Source organism: Nostoc sp. UHCC 0302, assembly GCF_038096175.1.
Classification (GTDB): domain Bacteria; phylum Cyanobacteriota; class Cyanobacteriia; order Cyanobacteriales; family Nostocaceae; genus UHCC-0302.
This window is the reverse complement of record NZ_CP151099.1, coordinates 2,604,211-2,625,554: the sequence shown is the minus strand read 5'-3', so window position 1 is coordinate 2,625,554 and position 21,344 is coordinate 2,604,211. Positions and strand designations below refer to the sequence as shown.

Genomic DNA, 21,344 nt, shown 5'->3' with positions numbered 1-21,344 from the left:
AACCTAATATGATGTTGGGTTTCACTCAACTAGTTTGAATGTTTTGCCACAAATCGGCTGCAACAAATCTAGATAAATGACCAACATTAGTTGTTGCAATTACTACATCTGGAATGTCAAGAGTTACAGCTTGAACTACTAAAATTATGTTACCGTCAATTGTCTTATCACCATCTGTTGGTTGTCCTTGTTGACGAGCCTGCGCCCATAATAAAGCAGCTTGGCGCATTGCAGTTGTAGTAATGGGTAGGTATTCTAGAAGTCTAATTAACTCATCTAAGCGAGCAATACCCTTAAGCTTGTTTGCTCGTAATAATTCTCGCCGCACTTCATAATCGGCGATTTCAGGAATTATAACTCGACTTCCACAGGAAACGAGTACTTGCAGCCATAGGGTGCAAGCTAAGCTTTCAGCAGATAGCTTCGGATTTGTGACTAAACCTATTGGCCCTGCATCCAAGAGAATAACCTGACTTACCAAGTTACACCCTTTAACTCAACAGGAAATAATTTACGCTCAGATAGTCTATCTTCATCCAAGGCATGAATTAAATACTCTCCTGTTTCTTGGTGCTCATCACTGTTACTTTCATTCATCCAAGACTGAAGCACATTGACTAACTTAGACTGTTTTTCTTTTGGCAGAATATATTCTTGTAAAACCTGCAAAGTATATGTTTCAACAGAAAGCCCTTGCTGTTTAGCTTTTTTTGATTTTTTCTGCGTTTTCCCTGGCAGAAACTTTAGCACTTGTAGTTAAATCTTGAACTGAAGATACAACAAAATCAGAATTAACTTTTTTAGCCTTAAACAGGGCGTTCAAAGTGATTGCGTGTTCTACATCAATTGCAAATACTAGAAGAGGCTTGTATTTTTCTCTATTGTTAATATAATAATCAACAATTTGATTGTTACGCGTACTAGATTGAGCAATTTTCTCAGCAATTTCCTTTGGCAGCCTGTCAAAATCTTCGATATGTTTGATTTGCCTTGCATTCAATGCATTTAATTTTTGCTTTATTTCTATGTTCGTTTTTAGATTTTCAAAAGTTGGTTCAGCAAGGATTCCTTTAGAGATTAAATTTCTCAGATGTTCTGAAAAGATAATATCATTTGGGAAAACTAACTTTAGCAAACTCTTCTCACTCTCATCTGTTCTGAAGGGAGTAGCTGTTAGCCCCAGCATTCTAAAGCCGTTTTCATGACCTCGCTTCTGTAGATTATCCTTGACAGCATTAATTAACTTGCGATAAGTCTTAGCTGTTGCATGATGTGCTTCATCCACTACTAAGAGAACTTCCTGTAAGTTACCGACCCAGTTTTTCAACAAGTGATCAAGCCCACTGTTTAGACTATTTTTACTGGCAATGATAATGTCATCACTGGGTTCAATGTGTACGGGCCGTCCATGTTTAGGATGGCCTAAGATAATGCGGTATCTAAATCCTGATACATTACTCAATAATGATGAATAAGCACTAAGGCAAACTGTCTCAAGTGCTTGGTCAAGTAGTTCATGGCGATGAGCAATCCACAGAACCTTTTTCTTGTTGTTAATAAAATTACGTAGTAGCCAGTGAACTGCTGTCAATGTTTTTCCGCCATCGGTGGGTAGAACTAGTAAACCTTCAAAGGGAAATTGATTCTTCTTATTCAGCGCTATGATTGCTTCGTTCTGGTGGGAGTATAGCTCTTTGGGAGTTTCACCCCTTTTAACTTCAATCCGACCTGCGTAGGTAACTTCAACCATTGTCATAAACAGTAAAATCCTAGAAAGACTGTGCTTTAGGGAAGAGGTTGGAACTTTTTCTACCTCAACGGATTACAGCAATCCATTACCCTAATTGTCAGTATTCCCAATCCAAAGGTGCTGTCTAACTAATTACTAAGTCTTACTGCTACTGAAATATCAATTAAACTTACAGCAGTTTTCAGGTATTTAGAGCATAACGCGATCGCTCCCACTCGCATCACCTATTTTTGCAACTAGATAAATAATGCTGGGGAGACATTAAAAAATTCTCCTAGTGCTTTAGCTTGCTCTTTACTAATTGATCTTTTTTCGTTCAAAACTTCTGAAACAACTCCTTTAGAACCAATAATTCCTACTAAATCAGATTGTTTAATTCCCTTTGCTTCCATCAAGTGTTTGACAATTGCGTGAGGCGGTGCTGGCTCTATGGGATAGTGTTTGTTTTCAAACTCTTCAACTAAAGCAACTAAAAGTTGTAGTATAGCAGTCTGCTCTGGTGTTCGCGCTTTACAAGCCATTAATTTCTCAACAGTTTCTAGAGTGCGATCATATTCTTCTTCTGTAGTGATAATTTTAGGCTGAAACTCTACCAGAAGTTGACTGTAAGTAGTTGTATTAAAATAAGTGGTCATATACCTTTTCGCCCGCTTGGCGGCGACCCAATAATTAGGAGAATTGTTGACTGTTATCGGCGGCGATCCGTATCATAACTTACTCCAATTCCCAAAAGTTAAGTGATGAATCTTAGCCACTATCAACTACAGTCATCTAAGATTAGTTCTATCAAAAGAAAGGGTCATCTTTCCATTTATCTTTATCGTATTCAGCATGAGTTAAAAAATATTTGTAGTAGACTGTTTGGATTCCATAATCAATACTAACAATTAAGCGATAGGCGTTACCTTTGATATTGAATACTATGAAATTGCTCACGACATCTGCTGTTGGGTAAAATTGTCTAACCTCATTGAAGTTTTGCCATGATGCAGATTTTACAACTTGATACCAAGAGTTCACTGGTTCTATTGCATCTGGGTATTTACCAGCATCAGCACGTAAGTTACGAATGCTGATTAGGTGCATTTTTCATCTTTCGATATTAAATTAGATATTTTACTTTTTTACCAAGTCATTTTACGTTCTCATTTTGAGAACAAGTTGTCAAGGTTATTTTTTGAGCTTCATGCCATCTTCTATAATTAGTAAAATCTGCACAATTAATTTTAGGCATGAGACTGTGACAGAACCTGGAAGCTACAAAGATACTGTAAACTTACCCAAGACTAGTTTTGATATGCGGGCGAACGCGCTCAAGCGTGAGCCTGAAATCCAGAAATTTTGGGAAGAGAATAAAATTTACGATCGCCTCTCCGAAAACAATCCCGGCGAATTATTTATACTGCACGATGGGCCTCCCTACGCCAACGGTTCACTTCATATTGGTCATGCCTTAAATAAAATTCTCAAAGATATTATTAATCGCTACCAACTGCTACAAGGGCGTAAGGTTCGCTACGTCCCAGGTTGGGACTGTCACGGCTTGCCGATTGAGCTGAAAGTTTTGCAGAATATGAAGTCAGCAGAACGGCAAAACTTGACGCCATTACAACTGCGGCAAAAAGCGAAAGAATTTGCTCTAACTACGGTAGATGACCAGCGCCAAAGTTTTAAACGCTACGGTATTTGGGGTGACTGGGATAATCCTTATCTAACGCTGAAGCCGGAATATGAAGCGGCGCAAATTGGTGTGTTCGGGCAGATGGTGTTAAAAGGCTACATATATCGTGGTTTGAAGCCTGTTCACTGGAGTCCCAGTTCTAAAACTGCTTTGGCAGAAGCTGAGTTGGAATATCCTGAAGGTCATACTTCCCGCAGTATCTATGCGGCTTTTCCTGTCACTTGTCTTGCTGAGGCGGTTAAGCCAGTGCTGGGGGAATATCTGCCGGATTTGGGCGTCGCTGTCTGGACGACTACGCCTTGGACTATTCCGGGGAATTTGGCGGTGGCGGTGAATGGCGAACTCAACTATGCGGTGGTGGAAGTCTCACGCAAAGACGCAAAGACGCAAAAGGATTTTAAATATCTCATTGTTGCAGCTGATTTGGTGGAACGTTTATCTACCACACTGGACATTCAACTAAATGTAAAAGCTACTTTCAAGGGTAAGGATTTAGAACATACAACTTATCGTCATCCGCTGTATGACCGCGAAAGCCCGGTTGTGATTGGTGGCGATTACATCACTACAGAATCGGGTACTGGGTTGGTACACACTGCCCCCGGTCATGGTCAAGAAGACTACATCGTTGGTCAGCGTTACGGTTTACCGATTCTCGCGCCTGTTGATGATAATGGGGACTTTACCCAAGAAGCGGGAGTGTTTGCTGGGTTGAATGTCCTGGGTGATGGGAATCAGGCGGTAATTGATGCTTTGGCGGCGGCTGGTTCCTTGTTGAAGGAAGAAGCTTACGCCCACAAATATCCCTACGATTGGCGGACGAAAAAGCCGACGATTTTCCGGGCGACTGAACAGTGGTTTGCTTCCGTGGAGGGATTTAGGGAGGAAGCATTAAAAGCGATCGCTTCGGTAAAATGGATTCCAGCCCAAGGTGAAAATCGGATCACGCCAATGGTGGCAGAACGTTCTGATTGGTGTATTTCCCGTCAGCGTGCTTGGGGTGTGCCAATTCCAGTTTTTTACGATGAAGCCACGGGGGAACCACTGCTGAATAAGGAAACTATCAACTACGTCCAAGGAATTATCGCAGAAAAAGGTTCAGATGCTTGGTGGGAACTCTCAATAGAGGAGTTGTTACCAGAATCCTACCGTAATAATGGTCGGTCTTACCGCAGAGGTACAGACACGATGGATGTGTGGTTTGATTCTGGTTCATCTTGGGCGGCTGTGGCAAAGCAGCGTCCAGAGTTACGCTATCCAGCTGATATGTATTTGGAAGGTTCCGACCAACATCGCGGCTGGTTCCAGTCGAGTTTGCTCACTAGTGTAGCGGTTAACGACATTGCACCTTACAAAACTGTGCTAACTCACGGCTTTGCTTTGGATGAACAAGGCCGGAAGATGAGCAAGTCAGAAGGAAATGTGGTTGACCCAAATGCAATCATTGAAGGCGGGAAAAATCAAAAAGCAGAACCGCCCTACGGTGCAGATGTGTTGAGATTGTGGGTATCATCGGTAGACTACTCCGGTGATGTACGCATTGGTAAAAACATCATCAAGCAACTGAACGATGTCAGAGGCAAGATTCGCAATACAGCGCGGTTCTTGTTGGGTAGCTTGCACGATTTTGACCCGGAAAAAGATGCAGTACCTTTTGAGGAATTGCCAGAACTTGACCGCTATATGCTGCACCGCATCGGTGAGGTGTTTCAGGAGGTGACAGAAGCCTTTGAAAGTTTCCAATTCTTCCGCTTTTTCCAAACGGTGCAGAATTTCTGCGTAGTGGATTTATCCAACTTTTATTTGGATGTTGCCAAAGATAGACTGTACATCAGTGCAGTTGATGCTTTCCGCCGTCGCAGTTGTCAAACAGTGCTGAAGATAGCTTTAGAGAATTTAGCACGAGCGATCGCTCCTGTGTTATGTCACACCGCTGAAGATATTTGGCAACATCTTCCCTACAAAACACCTTATAAATCGGTGTTTCAAGCTGGTTGGGTGCAGGTAGACCAGAAGTGGCAGAATCCAGAGTTAGCAGAATTCTGGCAACAAGTCCGGCAAATCCGCACTGAGGTTAACAAGGTGCTAGAGCAAGCTAGGGTAGAAAAATTGATTGGTTCTTCTCTAGAAGCGAAAGCATTGCTCTATGTGAAGGACGAGCAATTGCGCTCCTATGTGAAAGCACTGAATCCATCTGTTGGTAACGGTATCGATGAACTCCGCTATCTATTTCTTACCTCCCAGGTAGAATTGTTAGATTCTCCTGAAAAACTGCAAGACGTGAAATACAACTTGCAGTCTGATAGCTGGGGAATTGGAATAGTAAACGCAGATGGAAAAAAATGCGATCGCTGCTGGAACTACTCCACCCATGTGGGAGAATCAGCAGAACATCCCTTAATTTGCGAACGTTGCGTTGCAGCATTAGCAGGAAAGTTTTAGGTATTGGGCATGGGGCATTAGAAAAACTTTTTCTAGTCCCCAGTCCCCAGTCCCCAGTCCCTTACAACTTCAACAACAACTCTTGAGCTAACTGATTGAACGCTTTAGAACCAGAAGATTGGGGAGCATTTAAAACAGCTGGCATAAAACTATCAACAGCCTTAGCGACATTGACATCAATTGGGATTTGGGTTTTACAAATTTTTTCTACACCGAAATCTTCAACAACGCGGTGCATCACTTGTTTGTAATATCTGGCGTTTAGCAGGTTAGTGCTGGACATACTAAAGACAATACCCAGCATTTTAATATTTATCTTCGCTTCATGTTCATGACTATCTTTTAATTGACCAATGCGTCTTTCTAGCAGTTGAATACCTACCACAGATAAAGGCTCAGGTTTCGCAGGAAGTATGTAAAAATCGCTTGCAGCTAAAGCGCTACGAGTCAATAGATTATAACCGGGGGCGCAATCTAGGAGGATAAAATCATATTCTTCACGCACTGGTTTTAAAATGTTGTTTATCAAGACTCTTTCAAAGCGATTCCAAACTGTTTCAAAATCTTGTTCACCCAAAGCTGTTGCTTGTTGATGCAGCATTTCTGAGACAACAAACTCATCATATAAATCGATATCTCCGGGTAACAAATTCAGCCCAGGAAGATTACAAACTTGGGATTGAATAATATCCTGAATTGTCAATGTTCCCCGCGAACCTGGATTTATAACTTCGTCTATCAGATACCTAAATGTTTTACTTTGTTTGCGGCGCTTGGCAAAGTCTAAAGGCGACATCAGACTGAGTGTGGCACTAATTTGGCTATCTAAGTCAAGAACCAGCACCCGTTTACCATGATTTTTCGCTAAACAAGTAGCTAAGTTAACAGTGATGGTAGTTTTGCCGACACCACCTTTCATATTTGCAGTAGCAATTACATATCCCATTGATTCATCCCTCTGTTGACGCATTCCCATCTAGGTAGCGTACACATTACCTAATTTATTAAAACTTTCGCTAATTTTAATATTGTCCCGGACTCAAGAGAGTGATTTTAGTTATCTTGTCTTGATTGAGGCAGTCAGATTATAGCAGTAGGTAGTGCATTGCTGAAGGATAAGCTTGATTTCAGTCTAGGAGGCTGGTAGTAGAATCTTTGTTGCAAATAGGCTTTGTAAACGCTGTAGTTGAGGCCCAACTTGGTAGAGTAAATCACCTTTCCCTAAAAGGTAGGCTGCTGCGGTTGACGTACCACCCAAAATAATTTTTGAATCAGCTTCGCTTCTGGTACTTAGTGCAATTCGTCCAGGTAAATTAGAACGAATGATTGGGGTAACAATACTAGCTTCTGGACGTTGAGTAGCAATAATTAAATGAATTCCAGCAGCTCGTGCCATTGCTCCTAGTCTTTTAATGCTTTGTTCTAGCGCAACGCGGATTTGTTTTTCTGTCATAAAGTCCGCATATTCATCAAAAATACAGACAACACGAGGTAAAACTTGTGGGGATCGATTATTGTAGGCGCTTAAATCAGCACACCCAGCTTTTTCAAACTGCTGGTAACGGGACTCCATCTCTGCAACCAACTCATCCATTAGTTCGATTGCGCGATCGCTATCTTTAACAACAGGTGAATATAACCAGGGCATTTTCTCAAACTCTGGAAACGTGACTCGCTTGGGATCAACTAGGGCAATTTTCAGATGCTGCGGAGAATGGCGGTATAGTAAGCTTAGGAGGAGGGATCGCAAAAACTCACTTTTACCACTACCAGTTGTACCACCAACTAAAAAGTGACAAGTATTCGGATCAGATAAATCAGCCTCTACTAACTCTCCCTCTAAATTTACTCCAATCGCAATTTTTATAGTGGCAGTGGCGGGTAATATTTGCGATTTTATATAATCCTCAAACTTAGCAACTTGCCTGTCTTTACGAGGTAAATCTACACTTACATAACCAGCTTGTGGAGCAATCAAAGGTGGATTTACCAAACCCAACTGCACTTGCAAATCCGCAGATGATTTTAACAGCGAGTTAACTTTAACGCCAAGATGTGGTTTTAACTTCACTCGGATAAAACCAGGAGCGATCGCAGCACCCTGGTAATCTACACCAATACCAAAAGATAATAAAGTACTAACCAGTTGTTCACCCATAACATCAGCGTTTGGTGTATCCTGACTATTAGTTGTGAAATGCTTATCTTGTCTGCCACTCTCAGACGACGTAATAAAATAAGTCTGACACTTTTGTTGTTGTGGACAAATATTACACAAGTTTGGTTGAGTTGTTGGTGGGGGTGGATTATCATTAGGAGGTTCCCAACTCAGCCATTGCTGCATCTGGTGTAATTTATAGGGAATCAACTGATGCACAGTGTTTTCTAGCTGTTCCCAAGAATACTGATACTCTTTAAACTCTGGCAAAACACAGTAAACTGCTGAGTCAACAGGTACTTTTTTCTTTTGCCACAGCATATAACTATAAAGAGAAACCTGAGCCAATTGTGCTGATGGATCTATAGGCTGATAGGTTTTAAACTCAAGTACACATAGACGCTTGACTTCAAAATTATAAACTAAGCAATCAAATTCTCCTCCTACTCTTTGTTGTGTGCCATCAGCTAGCTGAAAATAATGCTCAAGCTTACGTTCTTCTGCAACAAAAGTATTGCGAATAACTGCATCTGCACTACAATAACGCCTATTTACTATAAGTAATTCTGCAAAGCGTCGGATTAATCCTTGCACTCCTTGCCAAACTTTGTATAGTGGTTGTGCAATACTAGAATCTTTCTCGACAGCTTTTTCTAGATAAGCAGAAAATTTAATTTCATAAAAAAGCTGTTGCAGATGAGAAGTAATTTTCTCAAGATTTAATTGGGATACACTTGTTTTAAATATTTCTGTAAATCTTGGTTCACTAATAGCTATATTTATAAAATTCTCAGCTACTTGATGAAAAATATTGCCGATTCCAACATGATTTTCTGGTGGTATAAATAAAGTATTTACGCCAAATCGCTGATGGAAATAAAATAACCGGGGACATTCAAAAGCAACCCTAACCTTAGTAGCGGTTAAAGATGTGTTTATAGATTTTTCTGTTGATTGCTGTGAACCATTAGGTATCATATCAAAAATATTATTTACAAAATCCGGGGTATAAATTTGTAATAAGCGGCGATGGACAGCAGCCAAATACACTGTATCCATTGCTGCATATTGTAGCTGCTTGTCACTAAGAGGACGCTTTCCCCAATTACTTTTTCCTTCTTCTATATCTACATTAGAAAAGTGGCAGATTTCTGTTGCTAAAGTTTTTAGTTTTAAATTAGATGTTTTTAATATTTTTTGGCTAATCTTTCTTGCTAACTTGAGAGTACAGGTAATGTTCTGTGCAGAATTTCCACCCAAGTACTTTAAATCAAAACTTGCATTGTGAAATACTTTTTCGATTTGGGAACTTACCATGATTTGGTTAATAAATAGTGCAACCAAATTAGGTTTATCCAACACATCAAGAATAAAAGTAAACTCTCCTGTATAATCTGTGGGTTCTGCCAATACTTGAATTAATGATAATCTTGGAGAATAAGTGTTATAGTCAGCTACTTCTGTATCTAGCCATAGCACTTTAGCCAAAGCGAGTTTTGGAATTTGGGTCTGGATTTCAGCAGATTCTTTCAGGTAGTGCATTGGCTAAAAGTCTATCAAAAGTTACTTCTTAGTGACTAAACAAATTAATTGATCTTGCAGTTTAGCTTTGGGGTTAATAATTTTCACATTTTTTTCTTGACATAAGAGGTCAATTAAGTTTTGAGTGTCAGTTTCTTTCACAGAAGGAAATTGACTACCAGCCTCCTTAATTAAAGTTGGTACTCCCATATAGCCTTGGGTTATTACTAGATTTAATAAGAAGTCTTTGACTGGTCTTAAATCTTGTTTACCATTTCCGTTTCCGTTATTTTCTACAGAATTTTTTCTAGGAACAATTCCTAAATCTTGCAATAAAGTACATTTATGCAAAATCTCAGACTCACTAATTAAATATTGGAGTTTTTGCAAAGTAATGGTTTGACCTGCTAGTACCAATTCATGAGCAAGTGCAGAATTCACCAAGCTATGGTATGTCGCTAAGTAGTGAACAGAAGCCACATTTGGCTTAATATGATAATGGTTAGTATATGTAAAAATCTGTCTATATATTTGATTTCCAGCAAGGTTTGGCTGTCCCACACCCGCAAGGCGAATCAGTTGCAGACTGTTACATAGATTATTAGAAACCACTCTCTGACAAGCATTCATTACATCATAAAATGGTTTCATCCCTGGCTCTTCTGTCCAGACTACTCCAATCCTTTCTTTATTATCAAGCTGTTGATAAATTAAGGAATAGCTGGCATACTTCCCACTTAAGAGTTTAGGCTTAATAGCCTGTACTTGCAATGCCTCTAAAGCTTCTTGTAACATCCGAATTAAATCAGGTGCAGCTAATAAGGTTATTTTGGTTATTTTGCCCTGAACTTTTTTATATTCCTGCTGCCAAAATAATTCTAATTCTGCTTTTATTTTATCTGGTGGAGGTGATGGAGGTGGTGGCATTTCACCATCTAACCATTTTGGCTTTGGAGGTTGTTTATTCTTGAATAGCCATTCTTTATATTCTTGGAATAGTTGTTTACCTAACGTTAGCACCAGACGAGGTGAGGCTTTACGACCGGGGAATGCTTTCCCTAGCACCTCTGTATTCAGGGGGTAAATTGGAGAATTAGGTAGAGAGTAAGCTTGATGGTGCAACTGATAAAGTCTAGAAGCTAAAAGAGCTTCGGCTTCGTCTAAAGTGATGCGTTTGAGAGGTACTTTTACACTAGCCCTATCCAAATCAGCAGGTTGGATTCGCTTGTAATTTTCATTCCAGGTACTAGTTCTGACGCTGATGATAATCAGGAAACCTTGCCACTTACCGTTATAAATCGTAGAGTTGACATTGAATAAAGCTTGTAGGTCAATAGAGCCATCTGACAAACGAGCAATGTTATCTAGTTGATCAAAACACAAAACAATGGGCTGAGTTTTACCAGAAATTTTGCTAAAATTGCCTAAAATACCTCGTGCCGTATCTTCATTATCAATAGATTTATTAATTTGTAACTTTTTCAGGCTTTCTTCATCTAGACCATCCCCTTTTAACCATTCACAGGCTAGAGAGTTTAAGTCTGGATTAGTTAGGTCATAAAGGACACCAAAAAACTCATTAGCATTGTAAATTCCCTTAGTACCTATGGTTTTTTTGAGGATGTCAATAAATAATTTGCGATCAGCATTAGCATCTATTTTCGTTTTTCCAAAAAAACCTTTTATTCTGTCAACCAAACCTTGTTGTTCACTTTGTAAGTCGTGACGAATAGTAGATAGAAAGCTTTTGAGCCAAAGAATTAATTGGGAATCTGCTTGTCCTGCTGGAGCATTAACCAAGCTATCAACGGTGTGGCGTAAAATGTGCCTCCAGATATGGTCACTTTGAGGAAACGGCTCTATGTATACGAAGAAAGCTTCATTATTTAGCTTTTGTTTTAGCCGACCCATAAAATGAGTTTTGCCCACTCCAGCATCGCCATAGAGAATCATGGTACGGGTTTGATGGTCTTGACCAATCTGATCCAAAACACTTTGGATTTGAGTTAGTGCCTCTTGATGAATAGAGTCAACAGTAGGAAATGGCTCCTGCTCTTCCCAAAAATTACCTGCTGCAAAGTTATCAAATGGGTTAAGTGATTGTTTAATAAGTTCATCAATTGTTGACATATTGATATATCTGTTTTATTGAAAGTTGACCTGCTTATAACTTGGGTATACACCGCTAATTCACTGTGATGAAGAACAAGCAGCCACCGCTTATTTGTGAAATTCCAGCGTCAACTTGTTCAGGAGTATAATCGCGTGGCTCTGCCAATGTACTTAGCTCAATTTGGTTAGCCTCTTCAAGACGATACAGCACCTGATCTAATTGATCCCGTGATAATTGTGGTTCTAACTTTTGCCGTAGATGGAAAATTGGTAAATAATTCTCTGTACCCAAATCTCTGTATAATTTCTCTATAATTTGTAAAATTTCTTTATCACTGATATTGGTAGTTGTTTCAGAAGATAAATGTTCACTAATAAGTAGTGAACTAAATACTTGCTCTGGCTTCACCCGCAGAGTTTTCCGTAAAAACCGTAGGTAATTGTTCAGTAGTTCCAAGCTAATGACAGGATTAGAGCCTTTGTTGGGACTGTAATCATCCCGCAAATATTCAATTCCTCGTTCAGTCAGCCAAATCTCAGCTTTACTCTTTGCCTTTTTGATTTCAGCTTCAATTAATCCCCTATCACTCAACGCTTTCAATATCGCATCTCGTTCAGCAGCTTTCAGCGAGGTAATTTTGCTGGGGGTGATTTTGCTTGAAGCTTTACTGATCTTCTCCAGTACCTTCAGTTCTTTGTCTGTGATAGGTATTTCACCTGGATCTTTCAGTAGGGCATCACCTGGCGGTAAAATTTTGACTGTAGCAATCTCACGAGAATAGTCTACTAGTTCGCGCTCGCCTAAATCCAAACAAATTTTGTCTTTACCTTTAAAAGTCTTAAAAGCGCTTGCAGTAAGGCTAGAGCGATAATCGGGGCATCCCAACAGCTTTAAGAGAAACTTTAACTCATTCGTATCCATCTAAGTAATTATGCTTGTATTTAACTGAGGATTACTTTAGCTTGAATGGCAAAAATTTACACAGTTATTTTTCATCGTAGCTATAATTACTGCCAATGACTACAAGACGCTAATCGGTTGTAAATTGATTTCCCTCAGATTAAGACAGTTCTTTTTACAACCTAATTTCTTTTCGAAATGCATCAGACGCCTTAAAACATACAAGTACTTAATTCAGAATAAAAAGCGATTGCAGCGTGGCGTTCTCATATCAAATAAAGTAAATATTAAGAAAATCTTAAGTATATATACTCATCTGTCCCTAGAGGGTAGTTAATCAGGTTTAAGAAAAGTAAAAATTTTAATAGAAAGTTTAACTTGCTTTTTTAAAACTTATTTACTCAAAAGATTTATCATGCTCTCACCTTGGCGAAGTCCACTCCCGCTCAAAGAGTACATGACGAGCCGAGTCAGTGTTTACTTTTATAACGGCAGATGGATTCCAATTATATTTTATACATTGGGAGAAGCGATCGCGCTTCACCGATTAGCACTGCGATTCGGGAAAGAACTTTTTGTTTTTCCACATGATTGCAACCCTAATGAGGAACCCACTAGCAGCATTGCCTCGTTTTCTAAGTTAAAAATAAATTCTTCCGTGAGATAAGACTTTTAGTATTGCTGAGGATATAGCGCCGTGCTTTGGTTGCCAAAGTTGAGGCGAATGGCATCGCTAAGTAGTACCTATTAATGTAGATAACAAGATTTTCAGGTTTGGAATTGAGCGCTGCACTCTGTACGGTTACTTTCCTCGTTACAGAGTAACTAAGAATGTCTACTTGCAGGAAACACCTTAGTAAAATGCGAAGCGTAGCAATTTTGACTCTTAAATAAGTAAAGCTGATACTAGTTATCAGCTTTACAAAAGTTAAAAACTTGCTGAAAAAATGTAAAGCAATGTAAAGTACTCACATAGGCAAAAACAAACCGCCTAAATACATACATAACTAACCGCAATCATAAAACCATGACAGCAACCTTACAAAGACGCGAAAGCGCCAACGTGTGGGAGCGGTTCTGCAACTGGATCACCAGCACCAACAACCGCCTATACATCGGTTGGTTCGGCGTACTGATGATTCCCACCTTGCTAGCTGCAACCACCTGCTTCATCATCGCCTTCATCGCTGCACCTCCAGTAGACATCGACGGCATCCGCGAACCAGTAGCAGGTTCCTTGATTTATGGCAACAACATCATCTCCGGTGCAGTTGTGCCTTCCTCCAACGCCATCGGCTTGCACTTCTACCCAATTTGGGAAGCAGCATCCTTAGACGAATGGTTGTACAACGGTGGCCCTTACCAATTGGTAGTGTTCCACTTCTTGATTGGCGTATTCTGCTACATGGGACGTGAGTGGGAACTATCCTACCGCTTAGGAATGCGTCCTTGGATTGCAATTGCATATTCTGCACCAGTTGCAGCAGCAACCGCAGTATTCCTCGTATACCCAATCGGACAAGGTTCCTTCTCAGACGGTATGCCCTTGGGTATCTCCGGAACCTTCAACTTCATGATTGTCTTCCAAGCGGAACACAACATCCTCATGCACCCCTTCCACCAGTTAGGTGTAGCAGGTGTATTCGGCGGAAGTTTATTCAGTGCAATGCACGGTTCTTTGGTAACCTCTTCCTTAGTTCGTGAAACAACCGAATCAGAATCACAGAACTACGGTTACAAGTTTGGACAAGAAGAAGAAACCTACAACATCGTTGCAGCCCACGGCTACTTCGGTCGTCTCATCTTCCAATACGCTTCATTCAACAACAGCCGTTCCTTGCACTTCTTCTTGGCAGCATGGCCAGTAATCGGCATCTGGTTCACCGCTTTGGGTGTCAGCACAATGGCTTTCAACCTCAACGGTTTCAACTTCAACCAGTCGATTATTGACTCACAAGGTCGTGTAATCAACACTTGGGCAGACATTATCAACCGCGCCAACCTGGGTATGGAAGTCATGCACGAGCGTAACGCTCACAACTTCCCTCTGGATTTGGCTTCTGCTGAAGATGCTCCTGTAGCCCTAACTGCTCCTGCTATTAACGGTTAATACAGTTTGAGACCCGCTGTAACAGCGTCTCTACTAAATGAAAGCGCTCTCTATAACAGGAGGGCGCTTTTTAATTTCTATTTTTTAGGAGTAGAACTTACATCAATCTAAGCCGTTCTTTTACCATTGCTGTTTCTCTCATTAAGATGCATACAATAAAGCCTTATAGAATAAAGCAGTTTAGTTTGTTGTACTCAAGAGAAAGTTAAAACAATGAAAAAAATTTTTTCAAATTTTGTTCTGATAATAGCCACAGTTTTAACATTTATGCTGGCACAAATACTTCCCTGTCAAGCTATTACATTTGACTTTAACTGGAATGGTAATGGTAGTTATTCAGCTAAAGGTTCGTTTAGTTATGATGAAAGTACAGCCCCTCAAAGTTTTTCAGAGAATGGAAAAGGAGCTACAAATGTTTTAAAATCGTTTAACATCTCTTTTTTTGATAGTCATAATAATTTGAGTGCGACTTACAATAATGTTGTAAATGGTGTTTCAAATAGTAATTTATTCAAATTCAACTTTAATACAGTTACACAAGAAATTTTTGGAGAGATAGATTTAGGAGGTGAAATAGCGGGTGACACTTATTTATCAGGAACAGTTAATAATAAATTGTCACTGTTTAATGTTCCTCAATCTGGTTCGGATTTGATAATAGATAGTAATCCAGGAGCTGTTGCTACTAAACCAACCAGTACCTGAAGCAAGTGTATCTTCGCATTCTTCCAAAAGCCCTTCCCGGTTATAAATATCTGGAATATCGCTCAGCCATGTGATCATTACTCCAACAGACATTAATAATATAGTTACTGAAGTTTTAGAAAAATCCATGCTGTACCCGGCTTTGGGGTTAGCGCGAATATAACCTAAAGTATTCAAAGTCCACCGCTGAAGTATATTTAGATACTCTGTACTGCGGTATTTTTCTCCTCAAAATATTGAGTAACCTTCGATATTTAGTTCAGCACAGCATACTATAGTAGTAATGATTTTCTACTGTATTTTCCACCTGCACCGTGTTTCTACGTTTTGCCCACTAATCAAACACATGCTTATGTTGGACTGTTGTGGAAAAAGTTATACATATATTTCTTATTAGTCAAGGTATAAAACATTAAAAAAAATAGCAATTTTATACTTTGATAGTTTACGAGATACATTTTTGTATTTATCAAAACTAATTTACTTCATATTTAGATATAACTTAGAGAAGAAGTTTAAAGAAATTAAGTTACTTAGTCTTGTAACTATTGTTTCAAGCTTCGCGGGAGAAGGGTCATGGCTAGAATTAACCCAGTGCAATTACAGAAACACTTGAAAGGAATAGACTATCCAGCTAGTAAGCAAGAACTCATAGTTCATGCTCAACAACATGGTGCTGATGAAAATGCCATATCAGCATTAGAATCTTTACCAGAAGACCAATATGAAACCCCAACGGATGTAAGTAGAGCTATTAGTGAAACCGAATAGTACAAAATAAGTATTTTGCAACTTGAGCTTTGTGCGCTTTTGGTTATGTGATTGGTAAGACTATGACATTTCTTGACAAAAGCTCATCAGCGGAGACAACAACAGAAGCGATCGCCTAGCTTTAGCATAGTCTCCGCTATTACTAGCATCAAAGGTAGTTGATTAGACGTGAATCAACCAATTCAAGAGGGAATGGGGAACAGGTAAAAAGGAATAAAAGTGTACTGAGTTTTTTCAACAATCAAATATGAGTCCTATATCTGCCTATAAAGATGAATCTGATACTTATAGATTCACCACTACTAATACCAAGGTTTAGGGACTTTCAAAAAATAAAATCATTAGCTATTAATAATTATAATACTTAGTTAGAAAAAACGTATTCGACAGAGAACAAATCTACCCCATTAATATTAAGGCGATCGCGCAAAAAGTCAAGATAAGACTAAAGCCTTAAACCCTAATAAGATACAAGTAGCATCCATCTGTGGCTGATCTGCTAAATTTTTACTTCTGACTCCTGACTCTTGTACAGACGTGTAGACGCAGGGAGTGCGGCTTCTCGTAAGAGTATAATCGCGTCTGTACTCCTAACTCCTGCTGTAAGTTTTAAACCTCCCGCTCAAGTGAAGTCCTTTTACTCCGATGTGGTTTAAGAAGCATACTGACTCCAGTTGCCCAGGCAATTGAGGCTGTCCAACCTGCTAAAATGTCGCTGGGATAATGAACTCCTAAATACAGGCGCGTCCACCCAATAGCCAAGACAAACAAACTTCCGACAATTAAAACTAGCCAAAACCAGCGACTGCCCCGTGTGAGAATTAACAAGGCAGCTACTAAGGTCATACTTGACATAGCATGACCACTAGGAAATCCATAGTCAAACTCTGGAGATGGTGACTCCCAGAGATGAGGGCGCACTCGATGTAGTAGTACTTTTGCTGTGCGATTAATGATGATGCTTCCCAGTAGGGTAGTGATTAAGTACGCAAATTTACGCCATTGTCGTTGAATAAACAGATTAAGCGAAATTACACTAGCAACAGGAAACACCCCCCAGAAAACCCCCAATTTAGTTAGCGTTGAGGCAAAAACATCTAATTGAGGTTGAGCGGTTGAGTGAATTGCTAATAAAATAGGTACATCCCACGGAAAACCGCCTTCATTCTCCCAAATCTCTTCTGCTAACTCACCAAAAACTTTTAGAGGTAGAAATACTCCAATTAATAAGAGTAGCAAGGAAGTACGATGAGCTGTTATGAAATGCATCAGAAAGATTAAGAAAGACCGGAGATATCTCCAAAAACTAAAGTTAAACATTTGGGAAATTTTGCTTTTTCTATATGCGCTCATCTCTTTTGTAGAATTGGCGCTTATTTCTATTAATGCTGAGTTACTACCTGAATTATCCCAAAATTTATAAATTCTAGCTGCGTTTATTTGGTCTATCCGCCATGCCACACACATCCCAAATTGCCATCAGTATTTCGGCTTGTCCAGTGTTTTCCTAATTAGCTCGGAAACTGTATCTTAAGAAAGATATTGTGAACTATTCCTTGTATTTGAATTTGCACACAGTTATATGTACTTAAGTAATAGCTGGCATACAAGGAGAACAGATGTCCAGAACAACGTCAAATTCAGAAATGCTCTACCGAGTTCTTGGCAGTACAGAAGAGAAAGTTTCTGCGATTGGACTGGGTGGTTGGCACATCGCTTTAAAGCACGTTGATGAGCAACTCGGTATTCGGATTGTTCGTGCAGCGATTGATCGCGGCATCACCTTTATGGATAACAGTTGGGATTACAACGGTGGAGCCAGCGAGATTCGTATGGGGAAGGCGCTACGTGATGGTTACCGAGACAAAGTATTTCTGATGACGAAAATTGATGGCCGCTCGAAGAAAGAAGCAGCCAGACAACTAGACGAATCGCTTCAACGTCTCCAAGTTGATTATATTGATCTCGTTCAGCATCACGAAATTCTCCGCTATGAAGACCCAGATCGGGTTTTTGACGAAGAAGGCGCGAATGCCGCTTTAATTGAAGCGCGGGAAGCAGGTAAACTCCGCTATATTGGCTTCACTGGGCATAAAGACCCCCATGTTCATCTATATATGCTGGAAGTTGCAGCCGATCGCGGCTTTAAGTTTGATACGGCTCAGATGCCGCTCAATGTGATGGATGCACACTTCCGCAGTTTCTCGAAGTTGGTTGTGCCAGAACTGGTTAAACAAAACATTGGCATTCTGGGTATGAAAAGTCTGGCAAACGGTATTCTTTTACGGTCAAATACTGTTACGCCAATTGAGTGTCTACACTATGCCCTAAATCTGCCTACATCAGTTGTGATTACTGGAATTGACAGCATGGAGATTCTCGATCAAGCATTTGAAGCAGTGCGAACATTCCAACCAATGGATGAAGAGCAGGTGCGATCGCTCTTAGCTAAAACGGCAAAAGCAGCATCACGCGGAGAGTTTGAGCCATTCAAAACCTCATCAATTTTCGACAGCACTGCTCAAAATCCAGATTGGCTAGGAGAAGAACCACAGCGTATCCAGAAATTGATGTCAGCTTGAGTAAGAGTCAGAGACGTGATTATACTCTTATGAGAAGCCGCTCTTCGAGCGTCTACGCGTCTGTACAATAAGTATTTCTTACGCTTGTCCGCCTTGTTTTCCTGCTCCCTGCTCCTGCTGTAAATTTTCTGAGTAGGGAAGCAAGCCTGATAAGAGGATATTAACTGTACCTTTATAAAGAATTAACATCCCCTTGGTAGGTTCTAAACGGCAAAGTATCATCAAGCATATTTTATCTGGCAGAAGAATGTAGTGTTTCAAGCCCTAATGTGAGGGTGTTGATTACAAATTTACAATCGTTCTGCCTTTTTAGTGTCAGATATTGCTTTGCCATCCTTGACCTATTAATTGGGGGTATAAGATGGTAAATTACGGACATTTCGAGCGGTTGCTCCACAGCCGAATCAAGCGACGTAACTTAATCATTGGGGCAGGAGCATTTACTGGTTTAGCGATCGCTAACCAATTTTCCAATCAAAGAGCGATCGCCACAGGTAGATTTTCCAATTATCCTTTTACGCTTGGTGTAGCGTCAGGTGAACCCTATCCAACCAGCGTAGTGATCTGGACTCGTCTGGCTCCCGATCCCCTGAATGGAGGCGGAGTACCACCTGTTAACGTGCCAATTCGCTGGGAAGTATCGACTGATCCCAATATGAAGCGCATTGTCGCCAGAGGAACCGAGTTTGCTACTCCAGAACTGGCTCATTCTGTCCGAATTGTAGTTGATGGACTCCAAGCTGATACTTGGTATTGGTATCGGTTCAATGTAGGCAACGAAGCCAGCCCGATTGGTCGGACTCGTACTGCTCCTTCGCCAGAGAGCTACTTGAGTAAATTTACCTTTGCACTGGCTTCCTGCCAGAACTATCAGCAAGGGTATTTTACTGCCTACAAATATATGGCTCAAGAAAACCTCAACCTAGTAGTTCATGTTGGTGACTACATTTACGAGGGAGGAATTGGAACAAATGTCGTCAGACCGCACAACAGTCCAGAAATTATAACTTTAGAAGATTACCGTAATCGTCACGCTCTCTACAAAACCGATGGTGATCTGCAAGCAGCTCATGCAGCATTTCCTTGGATTGTCACTTGGGATGATCACGAGGTAGAAAATAACTATGCTAACGACATCTCAGAAGTCGATAACGAACCAGATCAGAATCGGGCAATCTTTTTGCAACGGCGAGCCTTTGCTTACCAAGCTTACTACGAACATATGCCACTGCGTCCTTTCTCTCGTCCTCGTGGCCCCAATATGCAACTTTACCGTCAGCTTTCCTTTGGAAATCTGGCAAACTTTTACGTCCTAGATACCCGCCAATATCGCACCGATCAGCCCTGTGGAGATGGAACAAAAGAACGTTGTCCAGAAAATTTTGATCCACAGGCAACAATTACTGGCAAACGCCAAGAAGATTGGTTGTTCAATGCTTTAAATCGCTCGGAAAACAAATGGAACATTCTAGCTCAACAAGTTCCAATTGCTCAAAGAGATATGAAACCAGGGGAAGGCGGAACCTTCAGTATGGATAAGTGGGATGGTTATCTGGCTTCCCGCGATCGCCTTTTATCTTTTTTAGAACAGCGTCAACCCTCCAATCCAGTCTCCCTAGCAGGCGATGTACATTCTCACTGGGCAATGGATCTAAAGGCTGACTTTAATAACCCACAATCCGCTACAGTTGGAAGTGAATTTGTCTGTAGCTCAATTAGCTCCGGTGGAGATGGGTCAGACACAAACCCCACAGTTGCAGCCTACTTACCAGACAATCCACATATCAAATTTTTCAATAATCAACGGGGGTATGCGCGTTGCGAGTTGTCTCCCACAAGTTGGAAAACAGATTACCTAGTTATGTCAGAGGTAACAACACGACTTGGCACAATTAGTAACCGTGCCTCATTTGTAGTTGAAAATGGCCGTCCAGGGGTAGAGCAAGTCTAATTTCTGGGCGTAAAGGTTTCTTCCCCGAATGGCACTAAGAAAAGGTAAATGGTCGAGGCAGCAAGGGGAGCAAGGGGAGCAGGGGGAGCAGAGGAGGAATTAGGTAAGAGGGGAACTGGGGCAAGGGAGGAAGTGGAAAAAAAAGCAACGCCAGTTCCTCTACCTCCCCTGCCTCCCCTGCCCCTCTGCAATCCATACACTGCCTACTTTTAGGCTTAACAAGCGTGCCATTCGTTTCTTCCCCTATATCCTTTCTAATACAATAGTCTTAATACCTCTGCTTAATATAAATAGCGGAGGTATTCATTTTTTGGTACTAAGGTACTCTACGAGCGAGAATTTATATCTACTTCCTTTGCAGCTATATTGAGCATTGGCATCTGAAAGTTTGTCAGAAGTACATTTAATAGATACAGAGCAGGAATTTGTCTATATATTTGAGCAACGGCTTCAGTTGACTGTTATCTGGATAAATTTGTCTAAAACCAGTATGTAATCTCAATTAACAATTTTTGATTAGTTTTGCAATCACCCATAAAGCTGATTACATTTGAAATTTTATAAACTTCTATAATAAGGTGGATTTCTTGTCAAGAGTGCTTTAAATTTATTTATTTTTCCAACAGTAAAAAGTTGTAAATTAGAAATTGGAAAGTACAT

The 21,344-nt window shown here is 40.3% G+C and carries 19 protein-coding genes; 8 read left to right on the top strand and 11 right to left on the bottom strand.

Features of this window, described 5'->3' with window-relative positions:
* Positions 1-25: 25 nt before the first annotated feature.
* From WKK05_RS10835 to WKK05_RS10815, 5 genes are all read right to left on the bottom strand, one after another.
* Positions 26-481, bottom strand: a complete 456-nt coding sequence (locus WKK05_RS10835; RefSeq protein ID WP_341529733.1) for a nuclease — start codon at positions 479-481, stop codon at positions 26-28.
* Complete coding sequence (locus tag WKK05_RS10830; protein ID WP_341529732.1) at positions 475-750, bottom strand: hypothetical protein; 276 nt, start codon at positions 748-750, stop codon at positions 475-477. The genes WKK05_RS10835 and WKK05_RS10830 overlap by 7 nt, the downstream gene beginning before the upstream one ends.
* Positions 701-1,756: a DEAD/DEAH box helicase family protein gene (locus tag WKK05_RS10825; RefSeq protein ID WP_341529731.1), complete on the bottom strand. Its 1,056-nt coding sequence runs from the start codon at positions 1,754-1,756 to the stop codon at positions 701-703. Before WKK05_RS10825 ends, WKK05_RS10830 begins: the two co-directional genes overlap by 50 nt.
* Before the next feature lie 230 nt (positions 1,757-1,986).
* Positions 1,987-2,385, bottom strand: a complete 399-nt coding sequence (locus WKK05_RS10820; RefSeq protein ID WP_341529730.1) for a transcriptional regulator — start codon at positions 2,383-2,385, stop codon at positions 1,987-1,989.
* A gap of 151 nt (positions 2,386-2,536) precedes the next feature.
* The gene (locus WKK05_RS10815; RefSeq protein WP_341529729.1) at positions 2,537-2,836 is read right to left on the bottom strand and encodes a type II toxin-antitoxin system HigB family toxin; all 300 of its coding nucleotides are present in this window, start codon (positions 2,834-2,836) and stop codon (positions 2,537-2,539) included.
* Positions 2,837-2,990: 154 nt separating this feature from the next.
* Here WKK05_RS10815 and ileS point away from each other — a divergent pair, with 154 nt between their 5' ends.
* Positions 2,991-5,873, top strand: coding sequence for an isoleucine--tRNA ligase (gene ileS, locus WKK05_RS10810; protein ID WP_341529728.1), 2,883 nt, complete (start codon positions 2,991-2,993; stop codon positions 5,871-5,873).
* A gap of 61 nt (positions 5,874-5,934) precedes the next feature.
* Here ileS and WKK05_RS10805 read toward each other — a convergent pair whose 3' ends face one another.
* The 4 genes from WKK05_RS10805 to WKK05_RS10790 form a co-directional block, all read right to left on the bottom strand.
* Positions 5,935-6,819 carry a ParA family protein gene (locus WKK05_RS10805; RefSeq protein WP_341531061.1) on the bottom strand — a complete coding sequence of 295 codons (885 nt, stop codon included), beginning with the start codon at positions 6,817-6,819 and terminating at the stop codon, positions 5,935-5,937.
* A 186-nt stretch (positions 6,820-7,005) separates the two neighbouring features.
* The gene (locus WKK05_RS10800; protein ID WP_341529727.1) at positions 7,006-9,573 is read right to left on the bottom strand and encodes a DNA translocase FtsK; all 2,568 of its coding nucleotides are present in this window, start codon (positions 9,571-9,573) and stop codon (positions 7,006-7,008) included.
* Between the two features lie 21 nt (positions 9,574-9,594).
* A complete protein-coding gene (locus WKK05_RS10795; protein WP_341529726.1) occupies positions 9,595-11,682 on the bottom strand; it encodes an AAA family ATPase in 2,088 nt (695 codons plus the stop codon).
* 55 nt (positions 11,683-11,737) lie between these two features.
* The gene (locus WKK05_RS10790) at positions 11,738-12,586 is read right to left on the bottom strand and encodes a transcription factor RcaD (protein ID WP_341529725.1); all 849 of its coding nucleotides are present in this window, start codon (positions 12,584-12,586) and stop codon (positions 11,738-11,740) included.
* A gap of 394 nt (positions 12,587-12,980) precedes the next feature.
* On the opposite strand from WKK05_RS10790, the gene WKK05_RS10785 reads away from it, so the two are divergent.
* The 4 genes from WKK05_RS10785 to WKK05_RS10770 all read left to right on the top strand — a co-directional run bounded on the left by WKK05_RS10785 (position 12,981) and on the right by WKK05_RS10770 (position 16,151).
* A complete protein-coding gene (locus WKK05_RS10785) occupies positions 12,981-13,232 on the top strand; it encodes a hypothetical protein (RefSeq protein ID WP_341529724.1) in 252 nt (83 codons plus the stop codon).
* A gap of 360 nt (positions 13,233-13,592) precedes the next feature.
* Positions 13,593-14,675: a photosystem II q(b) protein gene (gene psbA / locus WKK05_RS10780; protein ID WP_341529723.1), complete on the top strand. Its 1,083-nt coding sequence runs from the start codon at positions 13,593-13,595 to the stop codon at positions 14,673-14,675.
* A 213-nt stretch (positions 14,676-14,888) separates the two neighbouring features.
* A complete protein-coding gene (locus tag WKK05_RS10775; protein WP_341529722.1) occupies positions 14,889-15,380 on the top strand; it encodes a hypothetical protein in 492 nt (163 codons plus the stop codon).
* Between the two features lie 576 nt (positions 15,381-15,956).
* Positions 15,957-16,151, top strand: coding sequence for a DUF2795 domain-containing protein (locus tag WKK05_RS10770; RefSeq protein ID WP_341529721.1), 195 nt, complete (start codon positions 15,957-15,959; stop codon positions 16,149-16,151).
* A 609-nt stretch (positions 16,152-16,760) separates the two neighbouring features.
* Here the strand turns inward: WKK05_RS10770 and WKK05_RS10765 are convergent.
* Positions 16,761-17,420, bottom strand: a complete 660-nt coding sequence (locus WKK05_RS10765) for a phosphatase PAP2 family protein (protein ID WP_341529720.1) — start codon at positions 17,418-17,420, stop codon at positions 16,761-16,763.
* A 350-nt stretch (positions 17,421-17,770) separates the two neighbouring features.
* Here WKK05_RS10765 and WKK05_RS10760 point away from each other — a divergent pair, with 350 nt between their 5' ends.
* Positions 17,771-18,733: an aldo/keto reductase gene (locus tag WKK05_RS10760; RefSeq protein WP_341529719.1), complete on the top strand. Its 963-nt coding sequence runs from the start codon at positions 17,771-17,773 to the stop codon at positions 18,731-18,733.
* Positions 18,734-18,811: 78 nt separating this feature from the next.
* On the opposite strand, the gene WKK05_RS10755 is transcribed toward WKK05_RS10760, so the two are convergent.
* Positions 18,812-18,955 (bottom strand): hypothetical protein, encoded by a 144-nt coding sequence (locus tag WKK05_RS10755; protein ID WP_341529718.1) that lies wholly within the window; start codon positions 18,953-18,955, stop codon positions 18,812-18,814.
* Positions 18,956-19,094: 139 nt separating this feature from the next.
* On the opposite strand from WKK05_RS10755, the gene WKK05_RS10750 reads away from it, so the two are divergent.
* Positions 19,095-20,684 (top strand): alkaline phosphatase, encoded by a 1,590-nt coding sequence (locus tag WKK05_RS10750; RefSeq protein WP_341529717.1) that lies wholly within the window; start codon positions 19,095-19,097, stop codon positions 20,682-20,684.
* 48 nt (positions 20,685-20,732) lie between these two features.
* On the top strand, positions 20,733-20,897 hold the full coding sequence (locus tag WKK05_RS10745) for a hypothetical protein (RefSeq protein WP_341529716.1): 165 nt from the start codon (positions 20,733-20,735) through the stop codon (positions 20,895-20,897).
* Positions 20,898-21,344 lie beyond the last annotated feature (447 nt).

Coding starts and splice junctions, on each gene's coding strand:
- WKK05_RS10785 (WP_341529724.1), top strand. CDS start 12,981: ATGCTCTCACCTTGGCGAAGTCCACTCCCGCTCAAAGAGTACATGACG.
- WKK05_RS10770 (WP_341529721.1), top strand. CDS start 15,957: ATGGCTAGAATTAACCCAGTGCAATTACAGAAACACTTGAAAGGAATA.
- WKK05_RS10760 (WP_341529719.1), top strand. CDS start 17,771: ATGTCCAGAACAACGTCAAATTCAGAAATGCTCTACCGAGTTCTTGGC.
- WKK05_RS10750 (WP_341529717.1), top strand. CDS start 19,095: ATGGTAAATTACGGACATTTCGAGCGGTTGCTCCACAGCCGAATCAAG.
- WKK05_RS10755 (WP_341529718.1), bottom strand. CDS start 18,955: ATGATACTTTGCCGTTTAGAACCTACCAAGGGGATGTTAATTCTTTAT.
- WKK05_RS10765 (WP_341529720.1), bottom strand. CDS start 17,420: ATGCATTTCATAACAGCTCATCGTACTTCCTTGCTACTCTTATTAATT.
- WKK05_RS10790 (WP_341529725.1), bottom strand. CDS start 12,586: ATGGATACGAATGAGTTAAAGTTTCTCTTAAAGCTGTTGGGATGCCCC.
- WKK05_RS10795 (WP_341529726.1), bottom strand. CDS start 11,682: ATGTCAACAATTGATGAACTTATTAAACAATCACTTAACCCATTTGAT.
- WKK05_RS10825 (WP_341529731.1), bottom strand. CDS start 1,756: ATGACAATGGTTGAAGTTACCTACGCAGGTCGGATTGAAGTTAAAAGG.
- WKK05_RS10745 (WP_341529716.1), top strand. CDS start 20,733: ATGGTCGAGGCAGCAAGGGGAGCAAGGGGAGCAGGGGGAGCAGAGGAG.
- WKK05_RS10805 (WP_341531061.1), bottom strand. CDS start 6,819: ATGGGATATGTAATTGCTACTGCAAATATGAAAGGTGGTGTCGGCAAA.
- WKK05_RS10800 (WP_341529727.1), bottom strand. CDS start 9,573: ATGCACTACCTGAAAGAATCTGCTGAAATCCAGACCCAAATTCCAAAA.
- WKK05_RS10820 (WP_341529730.1), bottom strand. CDS start 2,385: ATGACCACTTATTTTAATACAACTACTTACAGTCAACTTCTGGTAGAG.
- WKK05_RS10815 (WP_341529729.1), bottom strand. CDS start 2,836: ATGCACCTAATCAGCATTCGTAACTTACGTGCTGATGCTGGTAAATAC.
- psbA (WP_341529723.1), top strand. CDS start 13,593: ATGACAGCAACCTTACAAAGACGCGAAAGCGCCAACGTGTGGGAGCGG.
- WKK05_RS10775 (WP_341529722.1), top strand. CDS start 14,889: ATGAAAAAAATTTTTTCAAATTTTGTTCTGATAATAGCCACAGTTTTA.